General features: G+C 72.3%; 21 protein-coding genes. 12 read left to right on the top strand and 9 right to left on the bottom strand.

Going from position 1 to position 25,862, the window contains the following annotated elements; translation table 11 throughout:
* Positions 1–44: 44 nt before the first annotated feature.
* The 6 genes from A4V12_RS33275 to A4V12_RS33300 all read left to right on the top strand — a co-directional run bounded on the left by A4V12_RS33275 (position 45) and on the right by A4V12_RS33300 (position 9,911).
* Positions 45–1,850 carry an ABC-F family ATP-binding cassette domain-containing protein gene (locus A4V12_RS33275; RefSeq protein WP_064073228.1) on the top strand — a complete coding sequence of 602 codons (1,806 nt, stop codon included), beginning with the start codon at positions 45–47 and terminating at the stop codon, positions 1,848–1,850.
* A gap of 244 nt (positions 1,851–2,094) precedes the next feature.
* The gene (locus A4V12_RS33280; RefSeq protein WP_064073229.1) at positions 2,095–3,960 is read left to right on the top strand and encodes a PQQ-binding-like beta-propeller repeat protein; all 1,866 of its coding nucleotides are present in this window, start codon (positions 2,095–2,097) and stop codon (positions 3,958–3,960) included.
* Positions 3,961–3,976: 16 nt separating this feature from the next.
* Positions 3,977–5,494 carry a PQQ-binding-like beta-propeller repeat protein gene (locus tag A4V12_RS33285; protein WP_064073230.1) on the top strand — a complete coding sequence of 506 codons (1,518 nt, stop codon included), beginning with the start codon at positions 3,977–3,979 and terminating at the stop codon, positions 5,492–5,494.
* A 16-nt stretch (positions 5,495–5,510) separates the two neighbouring features.
* Positions 5,511–7,091, top strand: a complete 1,581-nt coding sequence (locus tag A4V12_RS33290; protein WP_064073231.1) for a PQQ-binding-like beta-propeller repeat protein — start codon at positions 5,511–5,513, stop codon at positions 7,089–7,091.
* A gap of 60 nt (positions 7,092–7,151) precedes the next feature.
* On the top strand, positions 7,152–8,936 hold the full coding sequence (locus A4V12_RS33295) for a PQQ-binding-like beta-propeller repeat protein (RefSeq protein WP_064073232.1): 1,785 nt from the start codon (positions 7,152–7,154) through the stop codon (positions 8,934–8,936).
* Positions 8,937–9,158: 222 nt separating this feature from the next.
* On the top strand, positions 9,159–9,911 hold the full coding sequence (locus A4V12_RS33300) for a response regulator transcription factor (protein WP_234372436.1): 753 nt from the start codon (positions 9,159–9,161) through the stop codon (positions 9,909–9,911).
* A gap of 89 nt (positions 9,912–10,000) precedes the next feature.
* Here A4V12_RS33300 and A4V12_RS33305 read toward each other — a convergent pair whose 3' ends face one another.
* Together A4V12_RS33305 and A4V12_RS33310 are read right to left on the bottom strand one after the other, a co-directional pair.
* Positions 10,001–10,282: a hypothetical protein gene (locus A4V12_RS33305; RefSeq protein WP_064073233.1), complete on the bottom strand. Its 282-nt coding sequence runs from the start codon at positions 10,280–10,282 to the stop codon at positions 10,001–10,003.
* A 21-nt stretch (positions 10,283–10,303) separates the two neighbouring features.
* Positions 10,304–11,992: a sodium:solute symporter family protein gene (locus A4V12_RS33310; protein ID WP_064073234.1), complete on the bottom strand. Its 1,689-nt coding sequence runs from the start codon at positions 11,990–11,992 to the stop codon at positions 10,304–10,306.
* Between the two features lie 242 nt (positions 11,993–12,234).
* On the opposite strand from A4V12_RS33310, the gene galT reads away from it, so the two are divergent.
* The 4 genes from galT (at position 12,235) to A4V12_RS33330 (ending at position 16,541) form a co-directional block, all read left to right on the top strand.
* Positions 12,235–13,278: a galactose-1-phosphate uridylyltransferase gene (gene galT, locus A4V12_RS33315; RefSeq protein ID WP_064073235.1), complete on the top strand. Its 1,044-nt coding sequence runs from the start codon at positions 12,235–12,237 to the stop codon at positions 13,276–13,278.
* Positions 13,275–14,252 (top strand): UDP-glucose 4-epimerase GalE, encoded by a 978-nt coding sequence (gene galE, locus A4V12_RS33320; protein WP_064073236.1) that lies wholly within the window; start codon positions 13,275–13,277, stop codon positions 14,250–14,252. The genes galT and galE overlap by 4 nt, the downstream gene beginning before the upstream one ends.
* A gap of 68 nt (positions 14,253–14,320) precedes the next feature.
* On the top strand, positions 14,321–15,463 hold the full coding sequence (galK, locus tag A4V12_RS33325) for a galactokinase (RefSeq protein ID WP_064073361.1): 1,143 nt from the start codon (positions 14,321–14,323) through the stop codon (positions 15,461–15,463).
* Positions 15,464–15,755: 292 nt separating this feature from the next.
* A complete protein-coding gene (locus A4V12_RS33330; protein ID WP_199831449.1) occupies positions 15,756–16,541 on the top strand; it encodes a LuxR C-terminal-related transcriptional regulator in 786 nt (261 codons plus the stop codon).
* Here A4V12_RS33330 and tamR read toward each other — a convergent pair.
* Positions 16,500–16,997, bottom strand: a complete 498-nt coding sequence (gene tamR, locus A4V12_RS33335; RefSeq protein WP_064073238.1) for a MarR family transcriptional regulator TamR — start codon at positions 16,995–16,997, stop codon at positions 16,500–16,502. The two genes, A4V12_RS33330 and tamR, sit on opposite strands and share 42 nt — an antisense overlap.
* 132 nt (positions 16,998–17,129) lie before the next feature.
* On the opposite strand from tamR, the gene A4V12_RS33340 reads away from it, so the two are divergent.
* Positions 17,130–17,969: a trans-aconitate 2-methyltransferase gene (locus tag A4V12_RS33340; protein ID WP_064073239.1), complete on the top strand. Its 840-nt coding sequence runs from the start codon at positions 17,130–17,132 to the stop codon at positions 17,967–17,969.
* A 75-nt stretch (positions 17,970–18,044) separates the two neighbouring features.
* On the opposite strand, the gene A4V12_RS33345 is transcribed toward A4V12_RS33340, so the two are convergent.
* Together A4V12_RS33345 and A4V12_RS33350 are read right to left on the bottom strand one after the other, a co-directional pair.
* Positions 18,045–18,722 (bottom strand): TetR family transcriptional regulator, encoded by a 678-nt coding sequence (locus tag A4V12_RS33345; protein WP_199831450.1) that lies wholly within the window; start codon positions 18,720–18,722, stop codon positions 18,045–18,047.
* Positions 18,719–19,705: an acyl-CoA desaturase gene (locus A4V12_RS33350; protein ID WP_064073241.1), complete on the bottom strand. Its 987-nt coding sequence runs from the start codon at positions 19,703–19,705 to the stop codon at positions 18,719–18,721. The genes A4V12_RS33345 and A4V12_RS33350 overlap by 4 nt, the downstream gene beginning before the upstream one ends.
* A 213-nt stretch (positions 19,706–19,918) precedes the next feature.
* Between A4V12_RS33350 and ppc the strand changes: the two genes are divergently transcribed.
* Positions 19,919–22,648 carry a phosphoenolpyruvate carboxylase gene (ppc, locus tag A4V12_RS33355; protein WP_064073242.1) on the top strand — a complete coding sequence of 910 codons (2,730 nt, stop codon included), beginning with the start codon at positions 19,919–19,921 and terminating at the stop codon, positions 22,646–22,648.
* 109 nt (positions 22,649–22,757) lie between these two features.
* Here ppc and A4V12_RS33360 read toward each other — a convergent pair whose 3' ends face one another.
* The 4 genes from A4V12_RS33360 to A4V12_RS33375 all read right to left on the bottom strand — a co-directional run bounded on the left by A4V12_RS33360 (position 22,758) and on the right by A4V12_RS33375 (position 25,796).
* Positions 22,758–23,225, bottom strand: coding sequence for a hypothetical protein (locus tag A4V12_RS33360; protein WP_064073243.1), 468 nt, complete (start codon positions 23,223–23,225; stop codon positions 22,758–22,760).
* Between the two features lie 54 nt (positions 23,226–23,279).
* The gene (pth, locus tag A4V12_RS33365; protein ID WP_064073244.1) at positions 23,280–23,882 is read right to left on the bottom strand and encodes an aminoacyl-tRNA hydrolase; all 603 of its coding nucleotides are present in this window, start codon (positions 23,880–23,882) and stop codon (positions 23,280–23,282) included.
* A gap of 96 nt (positions 23,883–23,978) precedes the next feature.
* Positions 23,979–24,572: a 50S ribosomal protein L25/general stress protein Ctc gene (locus A4V12_RS33370; protein ID WP_064073245.1), complete on the bottom strand. Its 594-nt coding sequence runs from the start codon at positions 24,570–24,572 to the stop codon at positions 23,979–23,981.
* 246 nt (positions 24,573–24,818) lie between these two features.
* Complete coding sequence (locus A4V12_RS33375) at positions 24,819–25,796, bottom strand: ribose-phosphate diphosphokinase (protein WP_064073246.1); 978 nt, start codon at positions 25,794–25,796, stop codon at positions 24,819–24,821.
* Between the last annotated feature and the right edge of the window lie 66 nt (positions 25,797–25,862).

Consider the following 25,862-nt stretch of genomic DNA (forward strand, 5'->3'; position numbering starts at 1 on the left):
CGACTACCCTGGTAGGTCGGCCCGTCCCCCCGTACAGGAGTGAAATGGCAGTCAACCTCGTCAATGTCGAGGCAGTCAGCAAGGTGTACGGCACCCGTGCCCTGCTGGACGGTGTTTCCCTCGGCGTCTCGGAGGGGGACCGGATCGGTGTCGTCGGCCGCAACGGGGACGGCAAGACCACCCTCATCCGGATGATCGCCAAGCTGGAGGAGGCCGACACCGGGCGGGTCACCCACAGCGGCGGGCTGCGCACCGGGGTGCTGACGCAGCACGACTCGCTCGACCCGGCCGCCACGGTGCGGCACGAGGTCATCGGGGACCTCGCGGACCACGAGTGGGCCGGCAGCGCCAAGATCCGGGACGTGCTGACCGGGCTGTTCGGCGGGCTCGACCTGCCGGGCTTCCCGCAGGGCCTCGACACCGTGATCGGCCCGCTGTCCGGTGGTGAGCGGCGCCGCATCGCGCTCGCGAAGCTGCTGATCGCCGAGCAGGACCTGATCGTCCTCGACGAGCCGACCAACCACCTGGACGTGGAGGGCATCGCCTGGCTGGCCCGCCACCTCCAGGAGCGGCGCTCCGCGCTCGTCTGCGTCACGCACGACCGCTGGTTCCTCGACCAGGTCTGCACCCGCATGTGGGACGTCCAGCGGGGCGCGGTCCACGAGTACGAGGGCGGCTACTCCGACTACGTCTTCGCCCGCGCCGAGCGCGAGCGCATCGCCGCCACGGAGGAGGTCAAGCGGCAGAACCTGATGCGCAAGGAGCTGGCGTGGCTGCGGCGGGGCGCCCCGGCCCGCACCTCCAAGCCGCGCTACCGCATCGAGGCCGCCAACGAGCTGATCGCCGACGTGCCGCCGCCGCGCGACACCAGCGAGCTGATGAAGTTCGCCAACGCCCGGCTCGGCCGGACCGTCTTCGACCTGGAGGACGTGACCGTCACCGCCGGGCCGAAAGTGCTGCTGAAGCACCTGACCTGGCAGCTCGGCCCCGGCGACCGCATCGGCCTGGTCGGCGTCAACGGCGCCGGCAAGACCTCGTTGCTGCGGGCCCTCGCGGACGCCGCCACCACCCGGGGCGAGAAGCAGCCGGAGGGCGGGCGGATCGTCGTCGGCAAGACGGTGCGGCTGGCCTACCTGTCGCAGGACGTCGCCGAACTCCCGGCGACGCTGCGGGTGCTGGAGGCCGTCCAGCAGGTCCGCGACCGGGTCGACCTCGGCAAGGGCCGGGAGATGACGGCGGGGCAGCTGTGCGAGCAGTTCGGCTTCACCAAGGAGAAGCAGTGGACCCCCGTCGGGGACCTGTCCGGCGGTGAGCGCCGCCGGCTCCAGCTGCTGCGGCTGCTGATGGACGAGCCCAACGTCCTCTTCCTGGACGAGCCCACCAACGACCTCGACATCGAGACCCTCACGCAGCTGGAGGATCTCCTCGACGGCTGGCCCGGGTCGATGGTGGTCATCTCCCACGACCGGTTCTTCATCGAGCGGACGACGGACAAGACGTACGCCCTGCTCGGCGACGCGACGCTGCGGATGCTGCCGCGCGGCATCGACGAGTACCTGGAGCGACGCCGGCGGATGATCGAGACGGCCGCCCCGGCGCCGGCCGCCGCGGCCCCGGCCGCGGCCAGGGAGAAGTCGGCGGGCGACGCCCGGGCCGCGAAGAAGGAGCTGCAGAAGATCGAGCGCCAGCTCGACAAGGTCTCCGAGAAGGAGGCCCGGCTGCACACCCAGATCGCCGACGACGCCACGGACTTCGAGAAGGTGGCGAAGCTCGACGCGGAGCTGCGGGAACTGGCCTCCCAGCGCGAGGACTTGGAGACGCGGTGGCTGGAACTCGCCGAGGACGCCTAGCCCGACGCGTACGTAGAGAAGGCGTGGAGAGCGGATAACGAGGGCGTCACGGGCCGGTCCTCCCTTGGGAACAGGGGCGCACCGGCCCCTTTCGTAACGGTGCCGGGTGATAGAAAGAAGCCCCGCTCGACTCACGCAACACTGCGGAATCCATGTCCGATTCGCTCCTTTCCGGCGGTACGTGCGCGCCGGAATCGCGGGGGAGGCCGGTCGGGCAGCGGGCCGCACGAAGGGGGAAGCGCTGATGACTCAGCCGCCCAGCCAGCAACCGCCGCAGGGGGGCTTCGGGTCTCCGCAGGACCCGCACCAGCAGCCTCCCCAGGCCCCGCAGCCGCCTTCCGCCGCACCCGGTCAGGGCACTCCGCCGGCCGCTGCCCCGCAGCCGCCCGCCGGCCCGCCGCCGGCCGCGCCCCAGATGCCGCCCGGCCCGCCGCCGGCCGCCGCCCCGGGCTACGGCTACCCGCAGGCGCCCCCGGCCCAGCCCGGCTACGGCTACCCGCAGGCGCCCGGCGGACAGCCCGGCTACCCGCAGAACCCGCCCGGCCAGCCCGGTCCGTACGCGGCGCAGCCCGGCCCCTACGGCCAGCAGCCGAACCCCTACGGCGGCTACCCCACCCAGCCGCAGTACCCGGGTGCGCCCACCCCGCCGCCCGCCGGCCCGCGCGGGCCGTTCAAGGGCAAGCCGGCCGTCATCGTCGCGGCGGCCGTCGCCGCCCTGCTCGTCGTCGGCGGCGGCACGTACCTCGCCCTCAGCGGTGACGGGAGCGAGTCCGGGAAGTCCGACGCCAAGGGCTCCAGCGCCGCACCGGCCCCCACGGGCTCCGGCGAGGTCGACGAGGGCGACGGCACCGGTGGCGACCGTGAGGCGAACGACGACCTGAACGCCGGCCGCAAGGACGGCGAGGCGAAGGTCGAGTGGCTGGCGACCAATGACATCGACCTGCCGCGCAACGGCGCGGACGTGTACGGCCCGTGGGTCGTCGGCGACACCATCGTCAAGGCCATGTACAAGAGCGTCGTGGGCTACTCGGCGGCCGACGGCAAGAAGAAGTGGGAGGTGCCGTTCACCACCGAGGTGTGCACCGCCCCCGTCGCCCCCGCCGACAACGGCACGATCGTCATCGGCCTCAACGACAAGGCCGGCGAGAAGGCCGACTGCACCGTGCTCCAGCAGATCGACCTCAGGACCGGCAAGGCGGGCTGGAAGAAGCCCGTCCCGCAGGGCACCGGCTTCAACGCGCTGTCCGACATGACGCTCGCCATCAGCGGCGGCACCGTGACGGCCGCCGGCACCGGCAACTCGCACGGCTTCGCCCTCGCCGACGGCAAGCAGCTGTTCGGGACGCCGGACGCCGACTGCAAGCCGTTCGCCTTCGCGGGCGGTCCCAAGCTCATCGCCGCCGCCCAGTGCCGCACGGGCGACTACAAGACGACCCAGCACCAGGTCGCCGAGGTCGACCCGGCGACCGGCAAGCCGAGGTGGACGTACCGCCTGCCGGCCAACTGGGAGGTCACCAAGGTCTTCTCGGTCAGCCCGCTGGTCGTCTCCATCGAGGAGCCGGACAAGAAGACGTGGAGCATCATCGCGCTGACCGACGCGGGCAAGCTCCGCTCGACGCTCGACGGCGGCAAGGACAAGTTCAACCCCAAGTGCGGCGGCTCCTTCGTCGTCTTCGGTGAGAACCTCCAGGGCTGCGTCGGTGTCGCCGCCGACGCCGCCACCTTCTACATGGCCACCGAGCCCACCCAGCTCACCAACGGCACCAACGAGGTCGTGGCGTTCAGCCTCGACACCGGCAAGGCCAAGTGGCGCGCCCCGGCCGGGCCGCAGCGGACGATGACCCCGCTGCGCATGGAGGGCACCAATGTGCTGCTGTACATGGAGGGCTCCTGGGACCGCGGCGGCGCCGTCGCGACCCTCGCCCCGACCGGCGGCGCCCCGAAGGTGCTGCTCCAGCACCCGGCGTCGACGGCCGAGATCGAGAGCGACTTCTACTCGCCGCGGTACGCCTACGCCGACGGGCGCTTCTTCATCGCCAGCGGCCGCGTCAGCGCCCGCAACGACACCGAGGAGAAGCAGACCAAGACGATGATGGCCTTCGGCAAGTGAGCACAGGGCCCGTCCGATGAGTCAGCCGATCCACGACGCGTACGGCCCGCCCGGGCCGTACGACTCGCTCAACCCGCACGGCGGCGCCCCCCGTCCGCCGTCCCCGCCCCGCCGGAGCGGCGGCCGGGCCCTGCTCGCCGCCGTGGTGGCCCTGGTCGTCCTCGGTGGCGGCGGGGCCTGGTGGTACGCCGGCACCGGTGGCGACCGCGACGGCGGGAGCCCCGCGGCCGGCGGCTCCGCCCCGCCGTCCGGCCGGCCGCTGCCCGGCGCCGGCCGGACGGCCCCGCCGAGCCTGGACCAGGCGGTGGCCGACCGCGTCAACGCCGCCCGCGCGGCGGACGAGGCGAAGCTGCTGTACCTGCGCAGGAACACCGTGGACGTCCCCGGTACGGGCGTCGCCGTCCACGGCCCCTGGCAGGTGGGCGACACCGTCGTCACCGCCATGTACCGCACCGTCACCGCCCATTCGGCCGCCGACGGCCGGGAGAAGTGGCGCCTGGCGCTCGACGGCGACCTCTGCTCCGCCTCGACCCGCATGACCGCCGACCGGCGCATCGCCGTCGTCACCAAGGACGGTCCCGGCAAGAAGGGCGACTGCCGCCGGCTCCGCATGATCGACCTGAACACCGGCCGGGCGGGCTGGGAGACCCGGATCGCCAAGGAGAACGGGTCGGACGTCAGCGAGACGTACTCGCTGGCCTTCACCGGCGGCACGGTGGCCGTCGGGCGACTCGGCGCCTCCAGCGCGTACCGCCTCACCGACGGCAAGCGGCTGTTCGGCTCGCCCCCGGTCACCGGGTGCGTGCCCTACGCGTTCGCCGGCGGTCCGAAGCTCGTCGCGGCGGCCTCCTGCCTCCGGCCCGGCGGCGGGGGACGGGAGGAGGTCCAGGAACTCGACCCGGTCACCGGCGCGGTGCGCTGGCGGCACCCCCTCCCGCCCGGCTCCCGCGTCCAGGGCGTCTACTCGGTCGCCCCCCTGGTCGTGGCCGTGGGCGACGACGCGGGCGCGACGACCGGTGTGTTCGCCCTCACCGACGGCGGCGCCCGGCGGTCCGCGCTCGCCGGCGCGGCCGGGTTCGACGCGCACTGCGGCGACCCCGACGACAGCGAACTGCTCAGCTGCCGGACCGCGGTGGACGGCGACACGCTCTACGTGGCCACGGCTCCCGGCGCGGACGGGGGCGAGGGCAACGCGATCGTCGCCGTCGACCTCGCGACCGGAAAAACGGTACGCCGCATCGCCACGCCCGCGAAGGCGCTCGCCCGCCCGCTGGGCATGTCCGGCCGGGACCTGCTGTTCGACGCAGCGCCGCTGGACGACGGCCCGCACCTGGTCGGGTCCGTCGCCCCGGGCGCCACCACGCCCCGGGTCCTGATGCGCGCCCCGGTCGGCCGCGCCCAGGAGGAGGGGCGGCTCTCCGACCCCGAACCGCTGTACGCCGACGGGCGCTACCTGCTCGTCACCGGCAGGGTCGACGGCTTCGGCGACGACCAGGAGCGGGAAGCGGCGACCATGATGGCTTTCGGCACGTGACGGCAGGGCACCTTCGATGACTCAGCACACTCCGCCGCCGCCCGGTCCGGCCGGGCCGTACGGCACGCTCAACCCGCACGGGGGCGCACCGGCGCAGTCCGGTCCGCCCACCGGTCCGCCCACCGGTCCGCCCACCGGTCCTTCCGGTCCGCCCCGTCCGCGGCGCCGCACCGGCAGGATCCTGCTCGCCGCCGCCGCGGCGCTGGCCGTCCTCGGCGGCGGCACCTGGTACGCCGCCACCCGGGACGGCGGCGGTCACGGCGACGGGCCGTCCGCCGGCGCACCCGCGCACAGCGCCCCGGCCTCCCCGGGCGGTCCGTCCGCCGCGCCGCCGGCCGGCCCGGACACCGCCGGGGCCGCGCGCATCAACGCCGGCCGCAAGCCCGGCGACGCCAAGGCGCTGTGGCTGCGGAAGAACGACACCGACCTGCCCAACGCGCTGGTCGAGGTCCTCGGTCCGTGGACCGTCGGCGACACGATCGTCACGGCCACCCACCGCACGGTCTCGGCGTACGGGACGAGCGACGGCCGGCTCCGCTGGAGCCTGCCCCTCGACCGCGACCTGTGCCGGGCCACACCGACGGCGTCGGCCGAGGGCCGGATCGCCGTGGTGACCCGGCTGGAGCCGGGGCCGAAGAGCGAGTGCCGCTCCCTGCGGATGATCGACCTGCGCACCGGCAAGCAGGGCTGGCAGAAGAAGATCACCCAGGAGGGGCCGTGGGACGCCTTCACCGACTACTCCCTGGCGATCACCGGCGACACGGTCACCGCGGGCCGGGTCAGCTTCTCCACCGCCTACCGGCTCAGTGACGGCAGGCAGCTCTTCCGCCAGGCGCCCGGGCGGTGCACGGCCCAGGCCTTCGCCGGCGGGCCCGCCCTGATCGCCTCCCTGTCGTGCCAGGACGGCACGGCCGACGTACCGCACGAGCAGATCCAGGAGGTCGACCCGGTCACCGGCCGGGCGCGGTGGACGTACGACATCAAGCGCGGCTACCACATCGACCACGTCTACTCCGTCCGCCCGCTGGTGGTGTCCCTGTACGACCGGGCCAACGAAAAGCGGGCCGTCCTGGCGCTCACCGACAGGGGCGCCAGGCGGTCCGCGCTCGTGGGCCCGGACCAGTACGCCCCGGGGTGCACGTCGCACAGCAGCGACACCAACAGCCTCCAGAACTGCCGGACCGTCACCGACGGCCGCGTCTTCTGGATGGCGACGCGGGCGAGCGGCACCGGGCCCGGCGCCGGCAACCAGGTGGTGGGCTTCGACCTGGACACCGGCACCGTCGTCCGCCGCGTGTCCGCCCCGCCCGGGCGGCTCGTCATGCCGCTGCGGATGTCCGGCCCCGACCTGCTGGTCGAGGTCCTGCCCGCCCCCACCGGAACCGCCCGGGCGGGCGCGGTCGCGTCCGCCGGACCGGGCGCGACGGCGTTCCGGCCGCTCCTGCGGCTGCCGGAGTCCAGTGCCAAGGCCCACTTGCGACTGGACGAGCCGAACGCCGTGTACCAGGACGGCCGTTACTTCCTGGTGTCCGCCAACCTCGTCGGCGACGACGCCCATGAGAGGACGAGTGACGTCCTCATGGCCTTCGGCCCGTGATCGCGTCCTGATGCCCCACGCCCCGAACCGACACCCTTCACTTCCCGAGGTGCTCAACCCATGACCCAGCCGCCACCCCCGCCGAACCAGCCGCCCTCGGGCGGATTCGGCGCCCCGCAGGACCCTCCCCCGCAAGGCTTCGGCGCGCCGACGCCGCCGCCGCAGGACCCGGCGTACGGCTACCCGCAGGGCCAGCCGCCGCAGCCGCCCCAGACGCCCCCGCCCGCCCAGCCGCCCGGCTACGGCTATCCGCAGGCGCCCGGCCCGCAGGCCCCCGGCCCGTACCCGCCGGCCCCGCAGTCCGGCCCCGGCTACCCCCAGCAGCCCGCCTACGGCTACCCCACCGCCCCGATGCAGCACCCGGTGCCGCCGCAGCAGGGCGCCGGCGGGGGCCGCAAGCTGTCCACGCAGATGCAGATCATCATCGCGGCGGTCGTCGCCGTGGTCCTGATCGTCGGCGTCGGCATCTGGTACGCCTCCTCCAAGGACGACCCCGCCAACGAGGCCAAGGGGTCCACGGGCACCGGTGACACCACCGGCGGCAAGGGGTCCGGCGGCGCCCCCGGCGGCAGCGGCAAGGAGAAGGCGCCGGGCAACACCAAGGCGAAGGTGGCGTTCCAGCTCCCGCTGCCGAAGGTCACCGACATCACCAACGTCGCCGGTTCCTGGGCCACCGACAAGGCGTACGTGAAGACCGGCATCGAGTCGGTCGTCGGCTACGACATCGCCAAGGGGACGCCCCTGTGGACCACCGCGCTGCCCGGCCAGGTCTGCGCGGCCTCGCGGCACGTGAAGGACAACAAGACCGCCATCGTCTTCGAGGCCGCCAAGCGCGTCCCGCCGAAGAACTTCCAGCCCTGCACCGAGGTCGGCGTCATCGACCTGGCCACCGGCAAGCTGCTCTGGCGCAAGTCGGTCACCAGCCCCGACTCCGGTGACGAGAAGGCCGGGTTCGACGAGGTCACCATCGGTGCCACCACCGTCGCGGCGGGCGGCCTGGACGGCGGCGCTGCCTGGGACCTGGCCACCGGCAAGGAGCTGTGGAAGCCGCAGGTCGACGCCGAGGAGTGCGAGGACCGCGGCTACGGCGGCGGCGAGGCCCTGGTCGCGGCCCGGCTGTGCGGGTCGATCGACAACGGGTACCTGCTCATCCAGAACCTCGACCCGAAGACGGGCGCGCCCCTGTCGTCGTTCAAGATGCCGGCCGGCGTCGAGGACGCGGGCATCGTCTCCACCAAGCCGCTGGTGGTCGCCGCCGACGTCGGCGACACCGCCGGCGACGGCTCCGGCATCTCGGACTTCTTCTCCATCGACGAGAAGACCGGCAAGCTCAAGGTGAAGATCGCCGCCGACGCCGAGCGGTACGCGGCCGAGTGCGACTCGACCGGTGTGGAGGTCTGCCACCGGGTGGTCGTCGGCAACAACCGGCTCTACCTGCCGACCGAGGACCACGAGGGCGGCGGCGAGTACGGCGACACCAACGAGATCGTCTCCTTCGACCTCACCACCGGCAAGCCCACCACCGACAAGGCCGACGCGGGCGACCGGTACTCGATGTTCCCGCTGCGGATGGACGGCGGCAACATCCTCGCCTACAAGAAGCCGCCGTACGACAAGGGCGGGCAGGTCGTGAGCATCGACGGCGCGACGTTCAAGCAGACCGTCCTGCTGGAGAACCCGTCCGACAAGTCCGTCCGGGACGCGGAGTCGTCCTTCGTGCTGGACTCCGCCGAGATCGTGTACACCAACGGCCGGCTGTTCATCGCGGACGACCTGTTCGACGCCCCCAGCGGCTCGTCCACGGACCGCAAGGAGTACCTGGCCATCTCGTTCAGCACGAGCTGAGCCGTACTCCGGTCCGCCCCGCGGCCCGGCACATCGGGAGCACCCGATGTGCCGGGCCGTCCACTTGGTGCCCCGCGTGTCGCCCTGTTCGGCGAACTATTCGACATTACGGGGGGCTTCTGCCACGTAGGGGGCGCGCGGCGTCGAACAAGCGTGTAGCTTGCCGGGTCAACGGTGCCGGGGGCGGCGGGGGGTCGGACCCCGGGGGATGGGGGATGGTCGATGGGCGTGCGGCTCATGGTGGTCGACGAGCACCGGCTGCATGCCGAGGCACTGGCCTCGGCGCTCAAACTGCGCGGGCACCGGGTGCTCGCGGCCGCCGCGCCGACCGCGGGCGCGGCCGAGCTGGTGGTGAGCCGGGCGCCCGAGGTGTGCCTGCTGGGGACGGCCGCACCGGCCGAGCCGGGGGTCTTCGACCCGGTCGTGACGATCAAGCGGGAGCGCCCGCAGGTGGCGGTCGTGGTGCTCGGCCCGGTGCCGTCGCCGCGCGGGATCGCGGCCGCGTTCGCGGCCGGTGCCTCCGGTTACGTCCGCCACGACGAGCGCATCGAGGGCGTGGAGCGGGCCATGATGAAGGCGCGGGCGGGGGAGGCGGCGGTGGCGCCGCAACTGCTCCAGGGCGCCTTCACCGAGCTGCTCAACCCGGCGGCGCAGCCGGACGACGAGGGGCAGCGGCTGCTGCGGCTGCTCACCCCGCGCGAGGTGGAGGTGCTGGTGCGGGTCGCGGAGGGCGAGGACACCCGGCTGATCGCGGCGGGGATGAGGATCGCGCCGAGCACCGCGCGGACGCATGTGCAGCGGGTGCTGATGAAACTGGGCGTCGGGTCGAGGCTGGAGGCCGCCGCGCTCGCCGCCCGTACCGGTCTGCTGGACCGGGCGGCGTCCTCGGGCGCGGCGGCCGGGTCCGCGGTGGGGCCGGTGGGTCCCGGTGGACCGGCGGGGCCGGTGGGGCCGGTGGGGCCGGACGTCCTGTGACGTCCCGGCGCCGGACGTCCCGCGTCCGGGCGCTCGTGCGTCCGGACGGGGTGGCCTGACGGCCCGTCCCGGTCGTCCGGCCCCGGGCCTCACTCGGCGGGCGGTCGCGGCGCCGGCGGGGCGACCGGCCGCAGCCACAGCCAGACCAGGAAGAACAGGCCGAGGGCGAGCATGCCCAGCCCGGTCCAGAGGTTGATGTTGACGCCGACGGCCTTCTCCAGGTCCGCGTCGGACGCGGTGAGACCGGCGACGGTGACGATGACCCCGTAGACGGTGAACAGGCCGCCGATGATGCGCCGGATGTCGAAGAGCCGGGCGGCGGTGGCGGACTTCTTCTCCAGCTCGGAGACCTCGCGCTGCAGTTCGGACATGGTTCGGTGCCTCCGGGGCGGTCAGAAGGAGTACGGCAGGTAGCAGACGGCGGCCAGCAGGACGGCTCCCCAGCCGAGCAGGGCGGGGCGGCGGTACCAGGCGTCGTCGCCCTCGGAGGGCGCCTCCTCCATGCCCGGGGACGTCGTGCCGTACACCAGCCCCGCCAGTTCGGCCTCGGGCTTGGGGGCGGTGAAGAGCGTGACGGCGACCATCACCACCGCGCCGGCGGCGAAGCCGACGATCGCGGAGACGAAGTTGGCGCCCTGGTCGGTGGGCATGGCGATGAGGCCGTGCTTGTAGACGACGAAGTAGTTGACCATCGCGGCGACCGTGCCCGCGATCAGGCCCCAGAAGCCGGACTTGACGGAGGCGCGCTTCCAGAACATGCCGATGATGAAGACGACGAACATCGGCACGTTGAAGAAGGAGAACAGGGTCTGGAGGTACCCCATGATGTTGGAGAAGCTCGCGGCGAGGAACGCGGTGCCGATGGAGGCGAGCACGCCGAGGACCGTGACGAGCCGGCCGAAGCGCAGGTAGTAGGAGTCGTCGCGGTCCATGACGACGTACTTCGCCCAGATGTCGGCGGTGACGACGGTGTTGAACGACGACACGTTCGCGGCCATGCCGGCCATGAAGGCGGCGAGCAGGCCGGTCACGGCTATGCCCAGCACGCCGTTGGGCAGCAGTTCCCGCATCAGCAGCGGGACGGCGTCGTTGTAGGTGAGGTCCGAGCCCGCCGTGCCGATCCTCGGCACGAGGACGGCGGCGACCAGGCCGGGGATCATCACCACGAACACGATGAAGATCTTCGGGAAGGCCGCGATCAGCGGGGTGCGCTTGGCGGCCGACAGGTTCTTCGCGGACAGGGCGCGCTGAACCTCGGCGAAGTTGGTGGTCCAGTAGCCGAAGGAGAGCACGAACCCGAGACCGAGGACGATGGTCAGCCAGTTGGCGCCCAATGGGTTGGCGTCGCCGATGCCGGTGCCGCTCCAGGCGGAGAGGAAGTCGGGACCGTGGCTCCTCTCCAGAGAGCCGGTCAGACCGTCCCAGCCGCCGACCCGCTTGAGACCGAGGACGGTCAGCGGGATGAGCGCGGCGAGGATCACGAAGAACTGCAGCACCTCGTTGTAGATCGCCGAGGAGAGGCCGCCGACGGTGATGTACGCCAGCACGAAGAAGCCGGCGACGACGATGGAGACCCACTGCGGCCAGCCGAGCAGCGCCTCCACGACGATCGACAGGGCGTAGAGGTTGACGCCCGCGATGAGGACGGCGGCGAAGGCGAACAGCCCCGAACTGAGCAGGTGCGCCGGCTTGTCGAACCGCTGGAGCAGGAACTCGGGTACGGACCGGACCTTGGAGCCGTAGTAGAAGGGCATCATCACCAGACCGAGGAAGACCATGGCGGGTATGGCGCCGACCCAGTACCAGTGGACGACGGCGACACCGTACTGCGCGCCGGTCGCGGCCATGCCCAGGATCTCCGTCGCCCCGAGGTTGGCGGCGACGAAGGCCAGCCCGGTGACCCAGGCCGGCAGGGAGCGGCCCGAGAGGAAGAAGTCGAGGCTGGTTCTCACACTGGCCCGGGCGGCGAACCCGATGCCCAGGACGACGGCGAAGTAGATCGCCAGGATCGCGTAGTCGAGCCCGTTGGTGGGGAGCCGGAGCCCGTCGGCCAGGTACGGCCCGTCGGCCAGGGGACGCATGAATACTCGCTTCGTCGCGGGAACTGATCAGCCCGGAACCTACGCCGCCACCTTCGAAATCTGAACACTTCTGTTCGTTTTCTTTGTTTGATTGTGATCGGGTGAGGGGATTTGTCCTGGAGCAAGCGCTTGTCTGGGGGCGATCGACGGTGAGCGGCGACGTCATTGACGGCCGCTGTTGGTCTGTGGTTGTTTATGTTTGATTCTGTTGGGTGGGTGTGCGAGGCCTGCGAGGAGCCCGAGTGAAGAAGACGTCGACCCGGCTGGCCGACGGCCGTGAGCTGGTCTATTACGACGCCCGGGACGACGTCGTGCGCGACGCCGTGGACCGGCGGCCCCTCGACCCCATCTCCACCACGTCCGAGGTCCGCCGCGACCCCCTGCTGGGCGACCGGGTCGCCGTCGCCTCGCACCGCCAGGGCCGCACCTACCACCCGCCCGCCGACGAGTGCCCCCTGTGCCCCTCGCGCGACGGCCGCCGCAGCGAGATCCCGGACGACGACTACGACGTCGTCGTCTTCGAGAACCGCTTTCCCTCCCTCGCCGGCGACTCCGGTCGCTGCGAGGTCGTCTGCTTCACCTCCGACCACGACGCCTCCTTCGCAGACCTCGACGAGGACCGTGCCGCACTCGTCCTGGAGGCGTGGACCGACCGCACCGCCGAACTCGCCGAACTCCCCGGCGTCCGGCAGGTGTTCTGCTTCGAGAACCGCGGCGCCGAGATCGGCGTCACCCTCGGCCACCCCCACGGCCAGATCTACGCCTACCCCTTCATCACCCCGCGCACGGAGCTGATGCAGCGCTCCGCCGCCGCCCACCGGGAGGCCACCGGCCGCAACCTCTTCGACGACGTCGTCGAGCGCGAGCGCGCGGAGGCCGAACGGGTGGTTCTGGAGACCGGCGAATGGATCGCCTTCGTGCCGTACGCCGCGCACTGGCCGTACGAGGTGCACCTCTACCCCAAGCGGCGCGTGCCCGACCTCCGGGCGCTCGACGGCGCGGCGCGCACCGGGTTCCCCGCGGTCTACCTGGAGCTCCTGCGGCGCTTCGACCGGATCTTCGGGGACGGCGAACCCCCGACGCCGTACATCGCGGCCTGGCACCAGGCGCCGTTCGGGGACCCCGCTCGGGACGACTTCGCGCTGCATCTGGAGCTTTTCACCATCCGACGCACTTCCGGCAAGCTGAAGTTCCTCGCGGGCTCGGAGTCCGGTATGAGCGTGTTCATCAACGACGTGCCGCCGGAGACCGCGGCCCGCCGACTCCGAGAGGTGGCGACCACGTGAGCAGAGGCAAGTACCTGGTGACGGGCGGGGCCGGCTACGTCGGCAGTGTGGTCGCCGCGCACCTGCTGGAGGCCGGGCACCGGGTGACCGTCCTGGACGACCTGTCGACCGGATTCCGCGAGGGCGTCCCGGACGGCGCGCACTTCGTCGAGGGCCGCGTCCAGGACGCCGCCCGCCACCTGGACGCCTCCTACGACGGCGTCCTGCACTTCGCCGCCTTCTCCCAGGTGGGCGAGTCCGTCGTCGACCCGGAGAAGTACTGGGTGAACAACGTCGGCGGCACGATGGCGCTGCTGGCCGCGATGCGCGACACGGGCGTGCGCCGCCTGGTGTTCTCCTCCACGGCCGCGACCTACGGCGAGCCGGTCTCCGTCCCCCTCACCGAGACCGACCCCACCGCCCCCACCAGCCCCTACGGCGCCTCCAAGCTGGCCGTCGACCACATGATCAGCGGCGAGGCCGCCGCCCACGGCCTGGCCGCCGCCTCGCTCCGGTACTTCAACGTCGCCGGGGCGTACGGGAAGTACGGCGAGCGGCACGACCCCGAGTCCCACCTCATCCCCCTGGTCCTCCAGGTGGCGCTCGGCCGGCGCCCCTCGATCGCGGTGTACGGCGACGACTACCCGACGCCCGACGGGACCTGCGTGCGCGACTACATCCACGTCGCCGACCTCGCCGAGGCGCACCTGCTCGCACTGGACGCGGTCACCCCGGGCGAGCACCTGATCTGCAACCTCGGCAACGGCAACGGCTTCTCGGTCCGCGAGGTCGTCCGGACCGTGCGCGAGGTCACCGGCCACCCGGTGCCGGAGGTCGTCTCCGCCCGGCGCGGCGGAGACCCGGCGGTACTGGTCGCCTCGGCCGCCACCGCGCGCGACCGGCTCGGCTGGAAGCCGTCCCGCCCGGAGCTGGCGGGCATCGTGGCGGACGCCTGGGAGTTCGCCCGGGCGCGGCCGGCGGAGGCGGGGGAATGAGCGCCGGTACGGGCCGCGGCGGGAGCGGGGGCAGGACCGGGAGCGGGAGCAGGCACGTGGGAGTGGGCGTGGGCGTCGCGGAGGAGTTCCGGCGGCTGTACGGGTACGCCCCCGAGGGGGTGTGGGCCGCCCCCGGCAGGGTCAACCTGATCGGCGAGTACACCGACTTCAACGACGGGTTCGTGATGCCGCTGGCGCTCCCGCACACCGCCGTCGCCGCCGTGGCGCGGCGCACCGACGGGCGGTTGCGCGTCCACTCGGCCGACACCGGCCAGGGTGTGGTCCAGCTCGACGCCGACGCCCTGGAGCCGCTCGCCGACACCGGCTGGGCCGCCTACCCGGCCGGTGTGCTGTGGGCGCTGCGCGAGGCGGGTCACGCCGTCGCGGGCGCCGACGTCCACCTCGCCTCCACCGTCCCGACGGGCGCCGGGCTGTCGTCGTCGGCCGCCCTGGAGGTGGTCACCGCGCTCGCCCTGAACGACCTGTACGGCCTCGGGCTGGACGCCGCGCGGCTGGCCGTCCTCGGACAGCGCGCCGAGAACGCGTTCGTGGGCGTCCCGTGCGGCGTGATGGACCAGATGGCGTCGGCGTGCTGCACCGAGGGGCACGCGCTGTACCTCGACACCCGGGACCTGTCGACCCGCCAGGTGCCGTTCGACCTCGGCGCCCGGGGCCTGCGGCTGCTGGTCGTCGACACCCGGGTGAAGCACGCGCTCGGCGACGGCGCGTACGCCGAGCGGCGCGCCGGGTGCGAGGCCGGCGCGCGGGCGCTCGGTGTGCGCACGCTGCGCGAGGTGGATCACGTGCAACTGCCGGACGCCCTGGCCCGGTTGCGTGACGAAACGGTTCGCCGGTACGTCCGTCACGTGGTGTCCGAGAACCGCCGGGTCAAGCGGACGATCGCGCTGCTGGACGGCGGCGACGTGCGGGCGGTCGGGCCGGTCCTCACCGAGGGCCACGCCTCGCTCCGCGACGACCTGCGCGTCTCCTGCCCCGAGCTGGACCTTGTGGTCACGGCCGCGACGGACGCCGGGGCGCTGGGGGCGCGGATGACCGGCGGCGGGTTCGGCGGCTCGGCGATCGTGCTGGTCGAGGCGGCCGACGATGACACGGTGACCAAGGCGGTCGCGGAGGCGTTCGCGGCGGCCGGGCACACCGCTCCGCGGGTGTTCGCGGCGGTGCCGTCGGCGGGGGCGCGGCGGGTCGGCTGAGCGCGGGCGGGGGGCCGGGGCGCCCGTGGTCCTCGGCGGCGGAGGCGGCCGCGAAGGGCGGTGGCGGTGGCGGGTGCGGGCCGGTGAGTTTGGGCAAGTGGCCTTCCCCTCGGGCCACGCCGCCGTACGCTGATGCACAGCACCGGTGGGGGCCGGTGCTGATCAGGGGGCGAGACAGCCGGGTACGACGCCCGGGGCGGGGGTAACAGTCACTGCACGGCGGCGGCCGTGCGACCACTGGGGCCTGTCGTCTCCGGGCGCCGTACCCGCAGCTGCTCCGTTTCCTCGACACATGGGGGTGTCAGTGGTCCGTATCCGGGTTCTGGTGGTGGACGACCACCGCATCTTCGCCGAGTCGCTCGCCGCCGCCCTGGCGGCCGAGCCCGACGTGGACGTCGCGGCGGCCGGCAGCGGCCCCGCCGCGCTGCGCTGCCTGGACCGGGCGACGGCCGAGGGCCGCAGGTTCGACGTGCTGCTCGTCGACGCCGACCTGGGCGTGGCGAACGCGCCGGCGGTCGCCCGCGCCGTACCGGACAACGGCGAGGGGGTCGTGGACGGCATCTCCCTGGTGGCCGGTGTCCGCGAGGGCCGCCCCGAGGTGCGTACGGTCGTGCTGGCCGAGAAGGACGACCCGGGACGGGCGGCGCTGGCCCTCCAGGCGGGGGCCTCGGGCTGGGTCGCCAAGGACTGCTCGCTCCAGCGGCTGCTGACGGTGATACGGGGCGTGCTGCGCGACGAGACGCACCTGCCGCCCGCGCTGCTCACCGGGGTGCTGCGGGAGCTGACGGCGGCGCGCAAGCACCGGACCGAGAGCGAGCGGCTGGTGGAGTCGCTGACGCCGCGCGAGCGGGAGGTGCTGCGCTGCATGGTGGCGGGCCTGGGCCGCAAGGCGGTCGCCGAGCGGTTGTTCCTGTCCCCGCACACGGTGCGTACGCACATGCAGAACGTGCTGGGGAAGCTGGGGGTGCACTCCACGCTGGCGGCGGTCGCGCTGGCCCGCCGCGCGGGGGTGGGACCGGCGGAGCCGGCGCCCGGCCTAGCCGGGGATGTTGTCGAACGGGGCGGTCAGCTGGCGTAGCAGGGCGGCCAGCTCGGCGCGCTGGGCGCGGGACAGCTCCGCCAGGATGGCCCGCTCCTGCGCGAGGAGCCCGGCGAGCGCCTGGTCGGCGCGGTCGCGGCCCTCGGAGGTGAGGCGGACCAGGACGCCGCGGCGGTCGCTGGGGTCGGGCAGCCGCTCGACGAGGCCCTTCTTCGCGAGCCGGTCGATGCGGTTGGTCATGGTGCCGGAGGTGACCAGCGTCTGGGTGAGCAGCTGGCCGGGGGAGAGCTGGTAGGGGGCTCCGGCGCGGCGCAGCGACGTCAGGACGTCGAACTCCCAGGGCTCCAGGTTGTGCTCGGAGAAGGCGAGGCGGCGGGCGCGGTCGAGGTGGCGGGCCAGCCGGGAGACGCGGCTGAGCACCTCGAGCGGTTCCACGTCGAGGTCGGGGCGCTCGCGGCGCCATGCAGCGACCAGTCGGTCGACCTCGTCCTCCATGGCGATCAGTGTAGGCGATCTGTCGATGTGAAGTCTCTTGACGTCAAGAAATATCTGCCTGGACCATTGGGCATGACGGGGCCGGGACTCTGTTCCGCTTCGGCACTTCGTTCCAGCAAGGGGGCTCCACACATGCACTCCGCACCGATCTGGGATCCACAGCAGTACCTGCGCCACTCCTCCCACCGCACCCGACCGTTCCTCGACCTGCTCGCCCGCATACCGGAACTGCCCGCCACCGCCGAGGGCCGCTCCCCCCGCATCGCCGACCTGGGATGCGGACCGGGCAACGTCACGGCGCTGCTGGCCGACCGCTGGCCGCACGCCCGCATCACCGGCTTCGACCTCTCGCCCGAGATGCTGGAACAGGCCGAGAAGCACTACGCCGGCACCACCGACGGGGGCGGCTGGCTCGACTTCCGCCCCGCCGACGCGGCCCACTGGACACCCGACGAACCCTATGACCTGATCATTTCCAACGCCGCGCTCCAGTGGGTGCCCAACCATCCCGAATCGCTGCCCGTGTGGACCCAGGGGCTCGTCCCCGGCGGCACCCTGGCCTTCCAGGTCCCCGCCAACTTCACCTCACCCAGCCACGCGCTCCTCGGCGAGCTGTGCGAGACGCCCCAGTGGCGGGCCCGGCTGACCGGCCACGGCCGCCGCTTCGTCCACATCCTCGAACCCGCCGACTACCTCACCCGCCTGGCCGACCTGGGCCTCGCCGTCGACGTGTGGGAGACCGTCTACTCCCAGCTCCTCCAGGGCGAGGACCCCGTCCTCGACTGGGTGAAGGGCACCGCCCTGCGCCCCGTCCTCACCGCCCTGGACGGCGACGACGACGCGGTCGCCGCCTTCCTCGCCCAGTACCGCGACCTGCTCCGCGAGGCCTATCCGCCCGGCGCGCACGGCACGGTGTTCCCGTTCCGCCGCGTCTTCGCCGTCGCCACCAGGAGCCCGGAGGCGGCGGGGTGACGTCCCACTTACCGGCGCACCCGGCGACGGCCGCGCCGGGGTGCGGCGCGCAGCGGCGCCCGCACCCCGGCGCGGTCAGCTCTTGCGGTGCCCTATCAGCCGCGGCTTCGGCTCCAGGCCGTCCAGCCCGTGCCACGCCAGGTTCACCAGGTGGGCGGCCACCTCGGCCTTCTTCGGCCGGCGGGCGTCCAGCCACCACTGGCCGGTCAGCGCCACCATGCCCACCAGAGCCTGCGCGTACAGCGGCGCCAGCTTGGGGTCGAAGCCCCGCGCCTTGAACTCCAGGCCGAGGATGTCCTCGACCTGTGTGGCGATGTCGGAGATCAGCGACGCGAACGTACCCGTCGACTGCGCGACCGGCGAGTCCCGCACCAGGATGCGGAAACCGTCCGTGTACGTCTCGATGTAGTCGAGCAGCGCGAAGGCGGCCTGCTCCAGCAGCTCACGCGGGTGGCCCGCCGTCAGGGCGCCCGTCACCATGTCGAGCAACTGGCGCATCTCCCGGTCCACCACGACCGCGTACAGACCTTCCTTGCCGCCGAAGTGCTCGTACACCACCGGCTTGGAGACACCCGCCTTGGCGGCGATCTCCTCCACCGACGTGCCCTCGAACCCCCGCTCGGCGAAGAGCGCGCGGCCGATGTCGAGCAGCTGCTGCCGACGCTCGGCGCCCGTCATCCGGACCCGGCGCCCCCGCCTGGGTTTGTCAGTACTACCGCTGCCACTGCCGTCGATCGCCACACCGTCCATCATGCCGCGTTCGCGGCGCGGTCCTGGCGTCGGGCGGCGATCCGCTCGGCGGTCGGCCAGCGCACGTCGTACGCCCAGCCCAGCTTCTCGAACCAGCGGATCAGCCGGGCGCTGGAGTCGATCTGCCCCCGCATCACGCCGTGCCGCGCACTCGTCGGGTCCGCGTGGTGCAGGTTGTGCCACGACTCACCGCACGACAGCACCGCCAGCCACCACACGTTCCCGCTGCGGTCCCGCGACTTGAACGGACGCTTGCCGACCGCGTGGCAGATCGAGTTGATCGACCAGGTGACGTGGTGCAGCAGCGCCACCCGCACCAGCGAGCCCCAGAAGAACGCTGTGAAGGCCCCCCACCACGACATCGTCACCAGACCGCCCACCAGCGGCGGGATCGCCAGCGACAGGACCGTGAAGCCGATGAACCAGCGGGAGATCGCCCGGAGCGCCGGGTCCTTGATCAGATCGGGCGCGTACTTGGCCTGCGGCGTGCGCTCCTCGTCGAACATCCAGCCGATGTGCGCCCACCACAGGCCCTTCATCAGCGCCGGCAGGGTCTCGCCGAACCGCCACGGCGAGTGCGGGTCGCCCTCGGCGTCCGAGAATTTGTGGTGCTTGCGGTGGTCCGCCACCCAGCGCACCAGCGGCCCCTCCACCGCCAGCGACCCCATGACCGCCAGAGCGATCCGCAGCGGACGCCTCGCCTTGAACGAGCCGTGCGTGAAGTAACGGTGGAAGCCGATCGTGATGCCGTGGCAGCCGATGTAGTACATCGCCACCATCAGCCCGAGGTCCAGCCAGCTCACCCCCCAGCCCCACGCCAGCGGCACCGCCGCGAGCAGCGCCAGGAACGGCACCGTGATGAACAGCAGCAGCGCGATCTGCTCGACCGAGCGCTTGCTGTCCCCGCCGAGGGTGCCGGGGGGCAGGTCCGGAGAGGGGGAGGCGGACGGGTCCGAGTTCTCGAGCACGTCGGGGCTTGTGGTCATGGGGTCCCCTGGGGGGTGAGGGATGCAAAGGAAGCCGAGGCTACGGTCCCGTAACCTACGGCGACGTAAGTATGGCAGCGGTTCGGCACGCGGCAAGAGGGCTGGGGGCGGTGCCGCCGGAAGCGACACCTATCCTGGGTGTCGTCGGACAGCGCGGTCCGCAGCCTCCAGTACCCCTCCAGACGTGCTCAAACACTGCAAGGAGCCGCACCTGTGAGCAGTGCCGACCAGACCCCCTCCGCCAGCGCCGAGCTGCGCGCCGACATCCGCCGACTGGGCGACCTGCTGGGCGAGACCCTCGTCCGCCAGGAAGGACCGGAGCTCCTCGACCTGGTCGAGAAGGTCCGCCACCTGACCCGCGAGAACGGCGAGGCCGCAGCCGCGCTCCTCGGAGACACAGACCTGGAGACCGCCGCCCGCCTGGTGCGCGCCTTCTCCACCTACTTCCATTTGGCCAACGTCACCGAGCAGGTCCACCGCGGCCGCGAACTGCGCGAGAGGCGCGCCGCCGAGGGCGGCCTGCTCGCCCGCACCGCCGACATGCTCAAGGACGGCGACCCCGAACACGTACGCGAGACGGTCAAGCACCTCAACGTCCGTCCCGTCTTCACCGCGCACCCCACCGAAGCCGCGCGACGCTCCGTGCTCAACAAGCTCCGCCGCGTCGCCGAGCTGCTGGAGACGCCCGTCATCGCCTCCGACCGGCGCCGCCACGACCTGCGCCTGGCCGAGGCCATCGACCTCATCTGGCAGACCGACGAACTCCGCGTCGTCCGCCCCGAGCCGACCGACGAGGCCCGCAACGCCATCTACTACCTCGACGAGCTGCACGCCAATGCCGTCGGCGACGTCCTGGAGGACCTCGCCGCCGAGCTGGAGCGCGTCGGCGTCGAGCTGCCCCCCGGCACCCGCCCGCTGACCTTCGGCACCTGGATCGGCGGCGACCGCGACGGCAACCCCAACGTCACCCCCGCCGTCACCTGGGACGTGCTGATCCTCCAGCACGAGCACGGCATCACCGACGCCATCGAGCTGATCGACCACCTGCGCAGCCAGCTGTCGAACTCCATCCGCTACGCCGGCGCCACCCAGGAACTCCTCGACTCCCTCCAGCGGGACCTCGAGCAGCTCCCCGAGATCAGCCCCCGCTACAAGCGCCTCAACGCCGAGGAGCCCTACCGGCTGAAGGCCACCTGCATCCGGCAGAAGCTGGTCAACACCCGCGAGCGCCTCGCCAAGGGCACCGCCCACCAGGAAGGCCGCGACTACCTCGGCACCGCCGAGCTGATCCAGGACCTCACCTTGATCCAGACCTCCCTGCGCGAGCACCGCGGCGGCCTCTTCGCCGACGGGCGCATGGACCGCACCATCCGCACGCTGACCGCGTTCGGCCTCCAGCTCGCCACCATGGACGTCCGCGAACACGCCGACGCCCACCACCACGCGCTGGGCCAGCTCTTCGACCGCCTCGGCGAGGAGTCCTGGCGGTACGCGGACATGCCGCGCGACTACCGGCAGCGGCTCCTCGCCAAGGAGCTGCGCTCCCGGCGCCCGCTGGCGCCGTCGCCCGCCCCGCTCGACGCGGCCGGCACCAAGACCCTCGGCGTCTTCCACACGGTCAAGCAGGCCTTCGAGCGCTTCGGCCCCGAGGTCATCGAGTCGTACATCATCTCGATGTGCCAGGGCGCCGACGACGTCTTCGCCGCCGCCGTCCTCGCCCGCGAGGCCGGACTCATCGACCTGCACGCCGGCTGGGCCAAGATCGGCATCGTGCCGCTGCTGGAGACCACCGACGAGCTCAAGGCCGCCGACGTCATCCTCAACGACATGCTCGCCGACCCGTCCTACCGGCGTCTCGTCTCGCTGCGCGGCGACGTCCAGGAGGTCATGCTCGGCTACTCCGACTCCTCCAAGTTCGGCGGCATCACCACCAGCCAGTGGGAGATCCACCGCGCCCAGCGCCGGCTGCGCGACGTCGCCCACCGCTACGGCGTCCGCCTGCGCCTCTTCCACGGCCGCGGCGGCACCGTCGGCCGCGGCGGCGGCCCCTCCCACGACGCGATCCTCGCCCAGCCCTGGGGCACCCTGGAGGGCGAGATCAAGGTCACCGAGCAGGGCGAGGTCATCTCCGACAAGTACCTCATCCCGTCGCTGGCCCGGGAGAACCTGGAGCTGACGGTCGCCGCCACCCTCCAGGCGTCCGCCCTGCACACCGCGCCCCGCCAGTCCGACGAGGCCCTCGCCCGCTGGGACGCCGCCATGGACGTCGTCTCCGACGCCGCCCACACGGCCTACCGCAAGCTCGTCGAGGACCCCGACCTGCCGACGTACTTCCTGGCCTCCACCCCCGTCGACCAGCTCGCCGACCTGCACCTGGGCTCGCGGCCCTCCCGCCGCCCCGGCTCGGGCGTCTCGCTCGACGGACTGCGCGCCATCCCGTGGGTGTTCGGCTGGACCCAGTCGCGGCAGATCGTCCCCGGCTGGTTCGGCGTCGGCTCCGGCCTCAAGGCCCTGCGCGAGGCCGGCCTCGACGCCGTGCTCGACGAGATGTACGAGCAGTGGCACTTCTTCCGCAACTTCCTGTCCAACGTCGAGATGACCCTCGCCAAGACGGACCTGCGGATCGCCCGCCACTACGTCGAGACCCTCGTGCCCGAGAACCTGCGGCACGTCTTCGACGACATCGAGGCCGAGCACGCGCTGACCGTCAGCGAGGTCCTGCGCGTCACCGGGGGCAAGGAACTGCTCGACTCCAACCCGGTCCTCCAGCAGACCTTCGCCATCCGCGACGCCTACCTGGACCCGATCTCCTACCTCCAGGTCGCCCTGCTCGCCCGCCAGCGCGCCGCCGCCGAGAGCGGCGAGGAACCGGACCCGCTGCTCGCGCGGGCTCTGCTGCTCACCGTGAACGGCGTGGCGGCCGGTCTGCGCAACACCGGCTGACCCGCGCCCGGACAGCACGAAGGGGGCGCCCGGCCGAAACCGGGCGCCCCCTTCGCGTCCCTCCCCGCAATTCCCCGGCAGCTCCCTAGAGGGCCAGGAAGGCAGCTCCCTAGAGGGCCAGGAACGTCCCCACCAGCAACGCCCCGCCCACCGACGCCGACGCCCACGCCAGCCTCGGCAACCGCATCCCGCCGCCGATCACCAGCGCCGCCAGCAGCAGCGCCCCGCCCAGCGGCAGCCACGCGTGCAGCCCGCCCGACCACCCCGTGCGCACCAGCTCGGTCGTGCCCGGCTTCACCACGACCGCGTACCGGCCGCCCTTCTCCACGGCCACCGAGTGGCCGATCGTCATGTCCGTACGCGGACCGGCCGGCCCCTCGGGGTCGAAGCGCCCCGTGCACACGTCCGTCGAGCAGCCCGTGACCGTCAGCGTGCCGTGCTCACGGCCCTTCGCCAGCAGCACGTGCTGCGCCGACCCCCATGACGCCCACACGCCCGCGACCACCAGCACCAGGGCGACCAGCGCCATCGCGGCAGCACGGGCATACGGGAGGGCTGAAGTCCGCTTCTTGCTCATGGGGCGCGATCCTCTGGCACACGACCGCACCCGGTCAATTCCGGTCCGGAACGGTCAGGAGTTGTACGCGGACTGCGCCCGCTCCAGCCCCTCCGTCACCAGGCACTCCACCGCGTCGGCCGCCCGGTCGACCAGGTAGTCCAGCTCCTTGCGCTCCGCCGACGAGAAGTCCTTCAGCACGAAGTCGGCGACCTGCATCCGGCCCGGCGGACGCCCGATCCCGAACCGCACCCGGTGGTAGTCCGCGCCCATCGCCTTCGTCATCGACTTCAGACCGTTGTGCCCGTTGTCCCCGCCGCCCAGCTTCAGCCGCATCGTGCCGTAGTCGATGTCCAGCTCGTCGTGGACCGCCACGACGTGCGCCGTCGGCACCTTGTAGAAGTCCCGCAGCGCCGTCACCGGACCGCCCGACAGGTTCATGTACGACATCGGCTTCACCAGCACCACCCGCCGGCTCGCCGGCCCCGGAGCGCCGATACGGCCCTCCACCACCTGCGCCTGCGCCTTGCCCGCCCGCTTGAACTTCCCGCCGATCCGCTCCGCGAGGAGATCGGCCACCATGAACCCGACGTTGTGCCGGTTCGCGGCGTACTCCGGCCCCGGGTTCCCCAGGCCCACGATCAGCCAGGGCGCACCGGCCTCCGTCGCCGTCGTCATGTCGTCAGTCTCCTCGTGTGCGTACAGGTACACAGAACAGGGAAACGGGGTGGCGGGCCGCAGCCCGCCACCCCGTCAAGCAGAGCCCAGGACGGCTCAGGCCTCGGCGGCCTCTTCGCCCTCGGCACCCTCGGCGGCCGGCTCCTCGGCCTGCGCGGCCAGGATCTGCAGCACGACGGTGTCACCGTCGACGGCCAGCGTGGTGCCCTTCGGCAGCGCGATGTCCTTCGCCAGGATGGAGGCACCGGCCTCCAGGCCCTCGACGGAGACCGAGACGGACTCGGGGATGTGGGTGGCCTCGGCCTCGACCGGAAGCGCGTTGAGCACGTGCTCCAGCAGGTTGCCGCCGGCGGCCAGCTCGCCCTCGGTGTGCACCGGGATCTCCACGTTGACCTTCTCGCCACGCTGCACGAGCTGGAGGTCGACGTGCTCCAGGAAGCCCTTCAGCGGGTCGCGCTGCACGGCCTTCGGGATGGCCAGCTCGTTGGTCTTGCCGTCGATGTCCAGGGCGATCAGGACGTTCGGCGTACGCAGCGCCAGCAGCAGGTCGTGACCCGGCAGCGTCAGGTGGATCGGGTCGGAACCGTGGCCGTACAGCACACCCGGAACCTGGTTCGCACGGCGGATACGGCGGGCAGCGCCCTTGCCGAACTCGGTACGGGTCTGGACGGTGAGCTTCACCTCGGACATGTGCACTCCTCGTAAGAGACAGGCAGATCAACGGTCTGGGGGCGCCCCCTGCTCCGAAGGAGTTCGGGGGAGGTCACCCGGCCACGACTGGACTTGGCCTGCTACGAAGAGCGCGTCGATAACGGACCGCCGCACCTGACAGGTACGGCCTCCCTCGCCGAGCAACTACACCATCCTAACCGAACGCGGAAGGCCGCCCCGACCCGAGAGTCGGAAGCGGCCTTCCCGTACGGCGAGGGCGGACGATCAGCCCTGCTCCTCGAAGAGGCTCGTCACCGAACCGTCCTCGAACACCTCGCGCACCGCGCGGGCGATCGTCGGCGCGATCGACAGCACCGTGATCTTGTCCAGCTCCAGCTCGCCCGGTGTCGGCAGCGTGTTCGTCAGCACGAACTCGCTCACCTTCGAGTTCTTCAGCCGGTCCGCCGCCGGACCCGACAGGATGCCGTGCGTCGCGGTGACGATGACGTCCTCCGCGCCGTGCGCGAACAGCGCCTCGGCGGCGGCGCAGATCGTGCCACCCGTGTCGATCATGTCGTCGACCAGGACGCACACCCGGCCCTCGACCTCGCCGACCACCTCGTGCACCGTCACCTGGTTCGCCACGTCCTTGTCACGGCGCTTGTGCACGATCGCCAGCGGCGCGTCCAGCCGGTCGCACCAGCGGTCGGCGACCCGGACACGGCCGGCGTCCGGCGAGACGACCGTCAGCTTCGACCGGTCCACCTTCGCACCGACGTAGTCCGCCAGCACCGGCAGCGCCGACAGGTGGTCCACCGGGCCGTCGAAGAAGCCCTGGATCTGGTCCGTGTGCAGGTCCACCGTGAGGATCCGGTCCGCACCCGAGCACTTCAGCAGATCGGCGACCAGACGGGCCGAGATCGGCTCACGGCCGCGGTGCTTCTTGTCCTGCCGGGCGTAGCCGTACGACGGGATGATCACGGTGATGCTCCGGGCCGAGGCCCGCTTCAGAGCATCGATCATGATCAACTGCTCCATGATCCACTTGTTGATGGGAGCCGTGTGGCTCTGCATCAGGAAGCAGTCCGCACCACGGGCCGACTCCTGGAACCGGACGTAGATCTCACCGTTGGCGAAGTCGAACGCCTTCGTCGGCACGAGGCCGACACCCAGCCGGTGCGCGACCTCCTCGGCCAGCTCGGGGTGGGCGCGGCCGGAGAAGAGCATCAGCTTCTTCTCGCCGGTCGTCTTGATCCCGGTCACAGCACTGTCTCCTCAGACGTGTTCCCTGGCCGCGACCACTTTCGCGCGAACCAGCCGAATTTGTGT

Origin of the sequence: Streptomyces noursei (genome assembly GCF_001646665.1) — a bacterium.
Lineage (GTDB): Bacteria > Actinomycetota > Actinomycetes > Streptomycetales > Streptomycetaceae > Streptomyces > Streptomyces lavendulocolor.

Excerpts from the sequence above, each read along its gene's own strand:
- A4V12_RS33275 (WP_064073228.1), top strand. The coding sequence starts at position 45 with ATGGCAGTCAACCTCGTCAATGTCGAGGCAGTCAGCAAGGTGTACGGC.
- A4V12_RS33280 (WP_064073229.1), top strand. The coding sequence starts at position 2,095 with ATGACTCAGCCGCCCAGCCAGCAACCGCCGCAGGGGGGCTTCGGGTCT.
- A4V12_RS33285 (WP_064073230.1), top strand. The coding sequence starts at position 3,977 with ATGAGTCAGCCGATCCACGACGCGTACGGCCCGCCCGGGCCGTACGAC.
- A4V12_RS33290 (WP_064073231.1), top strand. The coding sequence starts at position 5,511 with ATGACTCAGCACACTCCGCCGCCGCCCGGTCCGGCCGGGCCGTACGGC.
- A4V12_RS33295 (WP_064073232.1), top strand. The coding sequence starts at position 7,152 with ATGACCCAGCCGCCACCCCCGCCGAACCAGCCGCCCTCGGGCGGATTC.
- A4V12_RS33300 (WP_234372436.1), top strand. The coding sequence starts at position 9,159 with ATGGGCGTGCGGCTCATGGTGGTCGACGAGCACCGGCTGCATGCCGAG.
- A4V12_RS33305 (WP_064073233.1), bottom strand. The coding sequence starts at position 10,282 with ATGTCCGAACTGCAGCGCGAGGTCTCCGAGCTGGAGAAGAAGTCCGCC.
- A4V12_RS33310 (WP_064073234.1), bottom strand. The coding sequence starts at position 11,992 with ATGCGTCCCCTGGCCGACGGGCCGTACCTGGCCGACGGGCTCCGGCTC.
- A4V12_RS33330 (WP_199831449.1), top strand. The coding sequence starts at position 15,756 with ATGGGGGTGTCAGTGGTCCGTATCCGGGTTCTGGTGGTGGACGACCAC.
- tamR (WP_064073238.1), bottom strand. The coding sequence starts at position 16,997 with ATGGAGGACGAGGTCGACCGACTGGTCGCTGCATGGCGCCGCGAGCGC.
- A4V12_RS33340 (WP_064073239.1), top strand. The coding sequence starts at position 17,130 with ATGCACTCCGCACCGATCTGGGATCCACAGCAGTACCTGCGCCACTCC.
- A4V12_RS33345 (WP_199831450.1), bottom strand. The coding sequence starts at position 18,722 with ATGATGGACGGTGTGGCGATCGACGGCAGTGGCAGCGGTAGTACTGAC.
- A4V12_RS33350 (WP_064073241.1), bottom strand. The coding sequence starts at position 19,705 with ATGACCACAAGCCCCGACGTGCTCGAGAACTCGGACCCGTCCGCCTCC.
- A4V12_RS33360 (WP_064073243.1), bottom strand. The coding sequence starts at position 23,225 with ATGAGCAAGAAGCGGACTTCAGCCCTCCCGTATGCCCGTGCTGCCGCG.
- pth (WP_064073244.1), bottom strand. The coding sequence starts at position 23,882 with ATGACGACGGCGACGGAGGCCGGTGCGCCCTGGCTGATCGTGGGCCTG.
- A4V12_RS33370 (WP_064073245.1), bottom strand. The coding sequence starts at position 24,572 with ATGTCCGAGGTGAAGCTCACCGTCCAGACCCGTACCGAGTTCGGCAAG.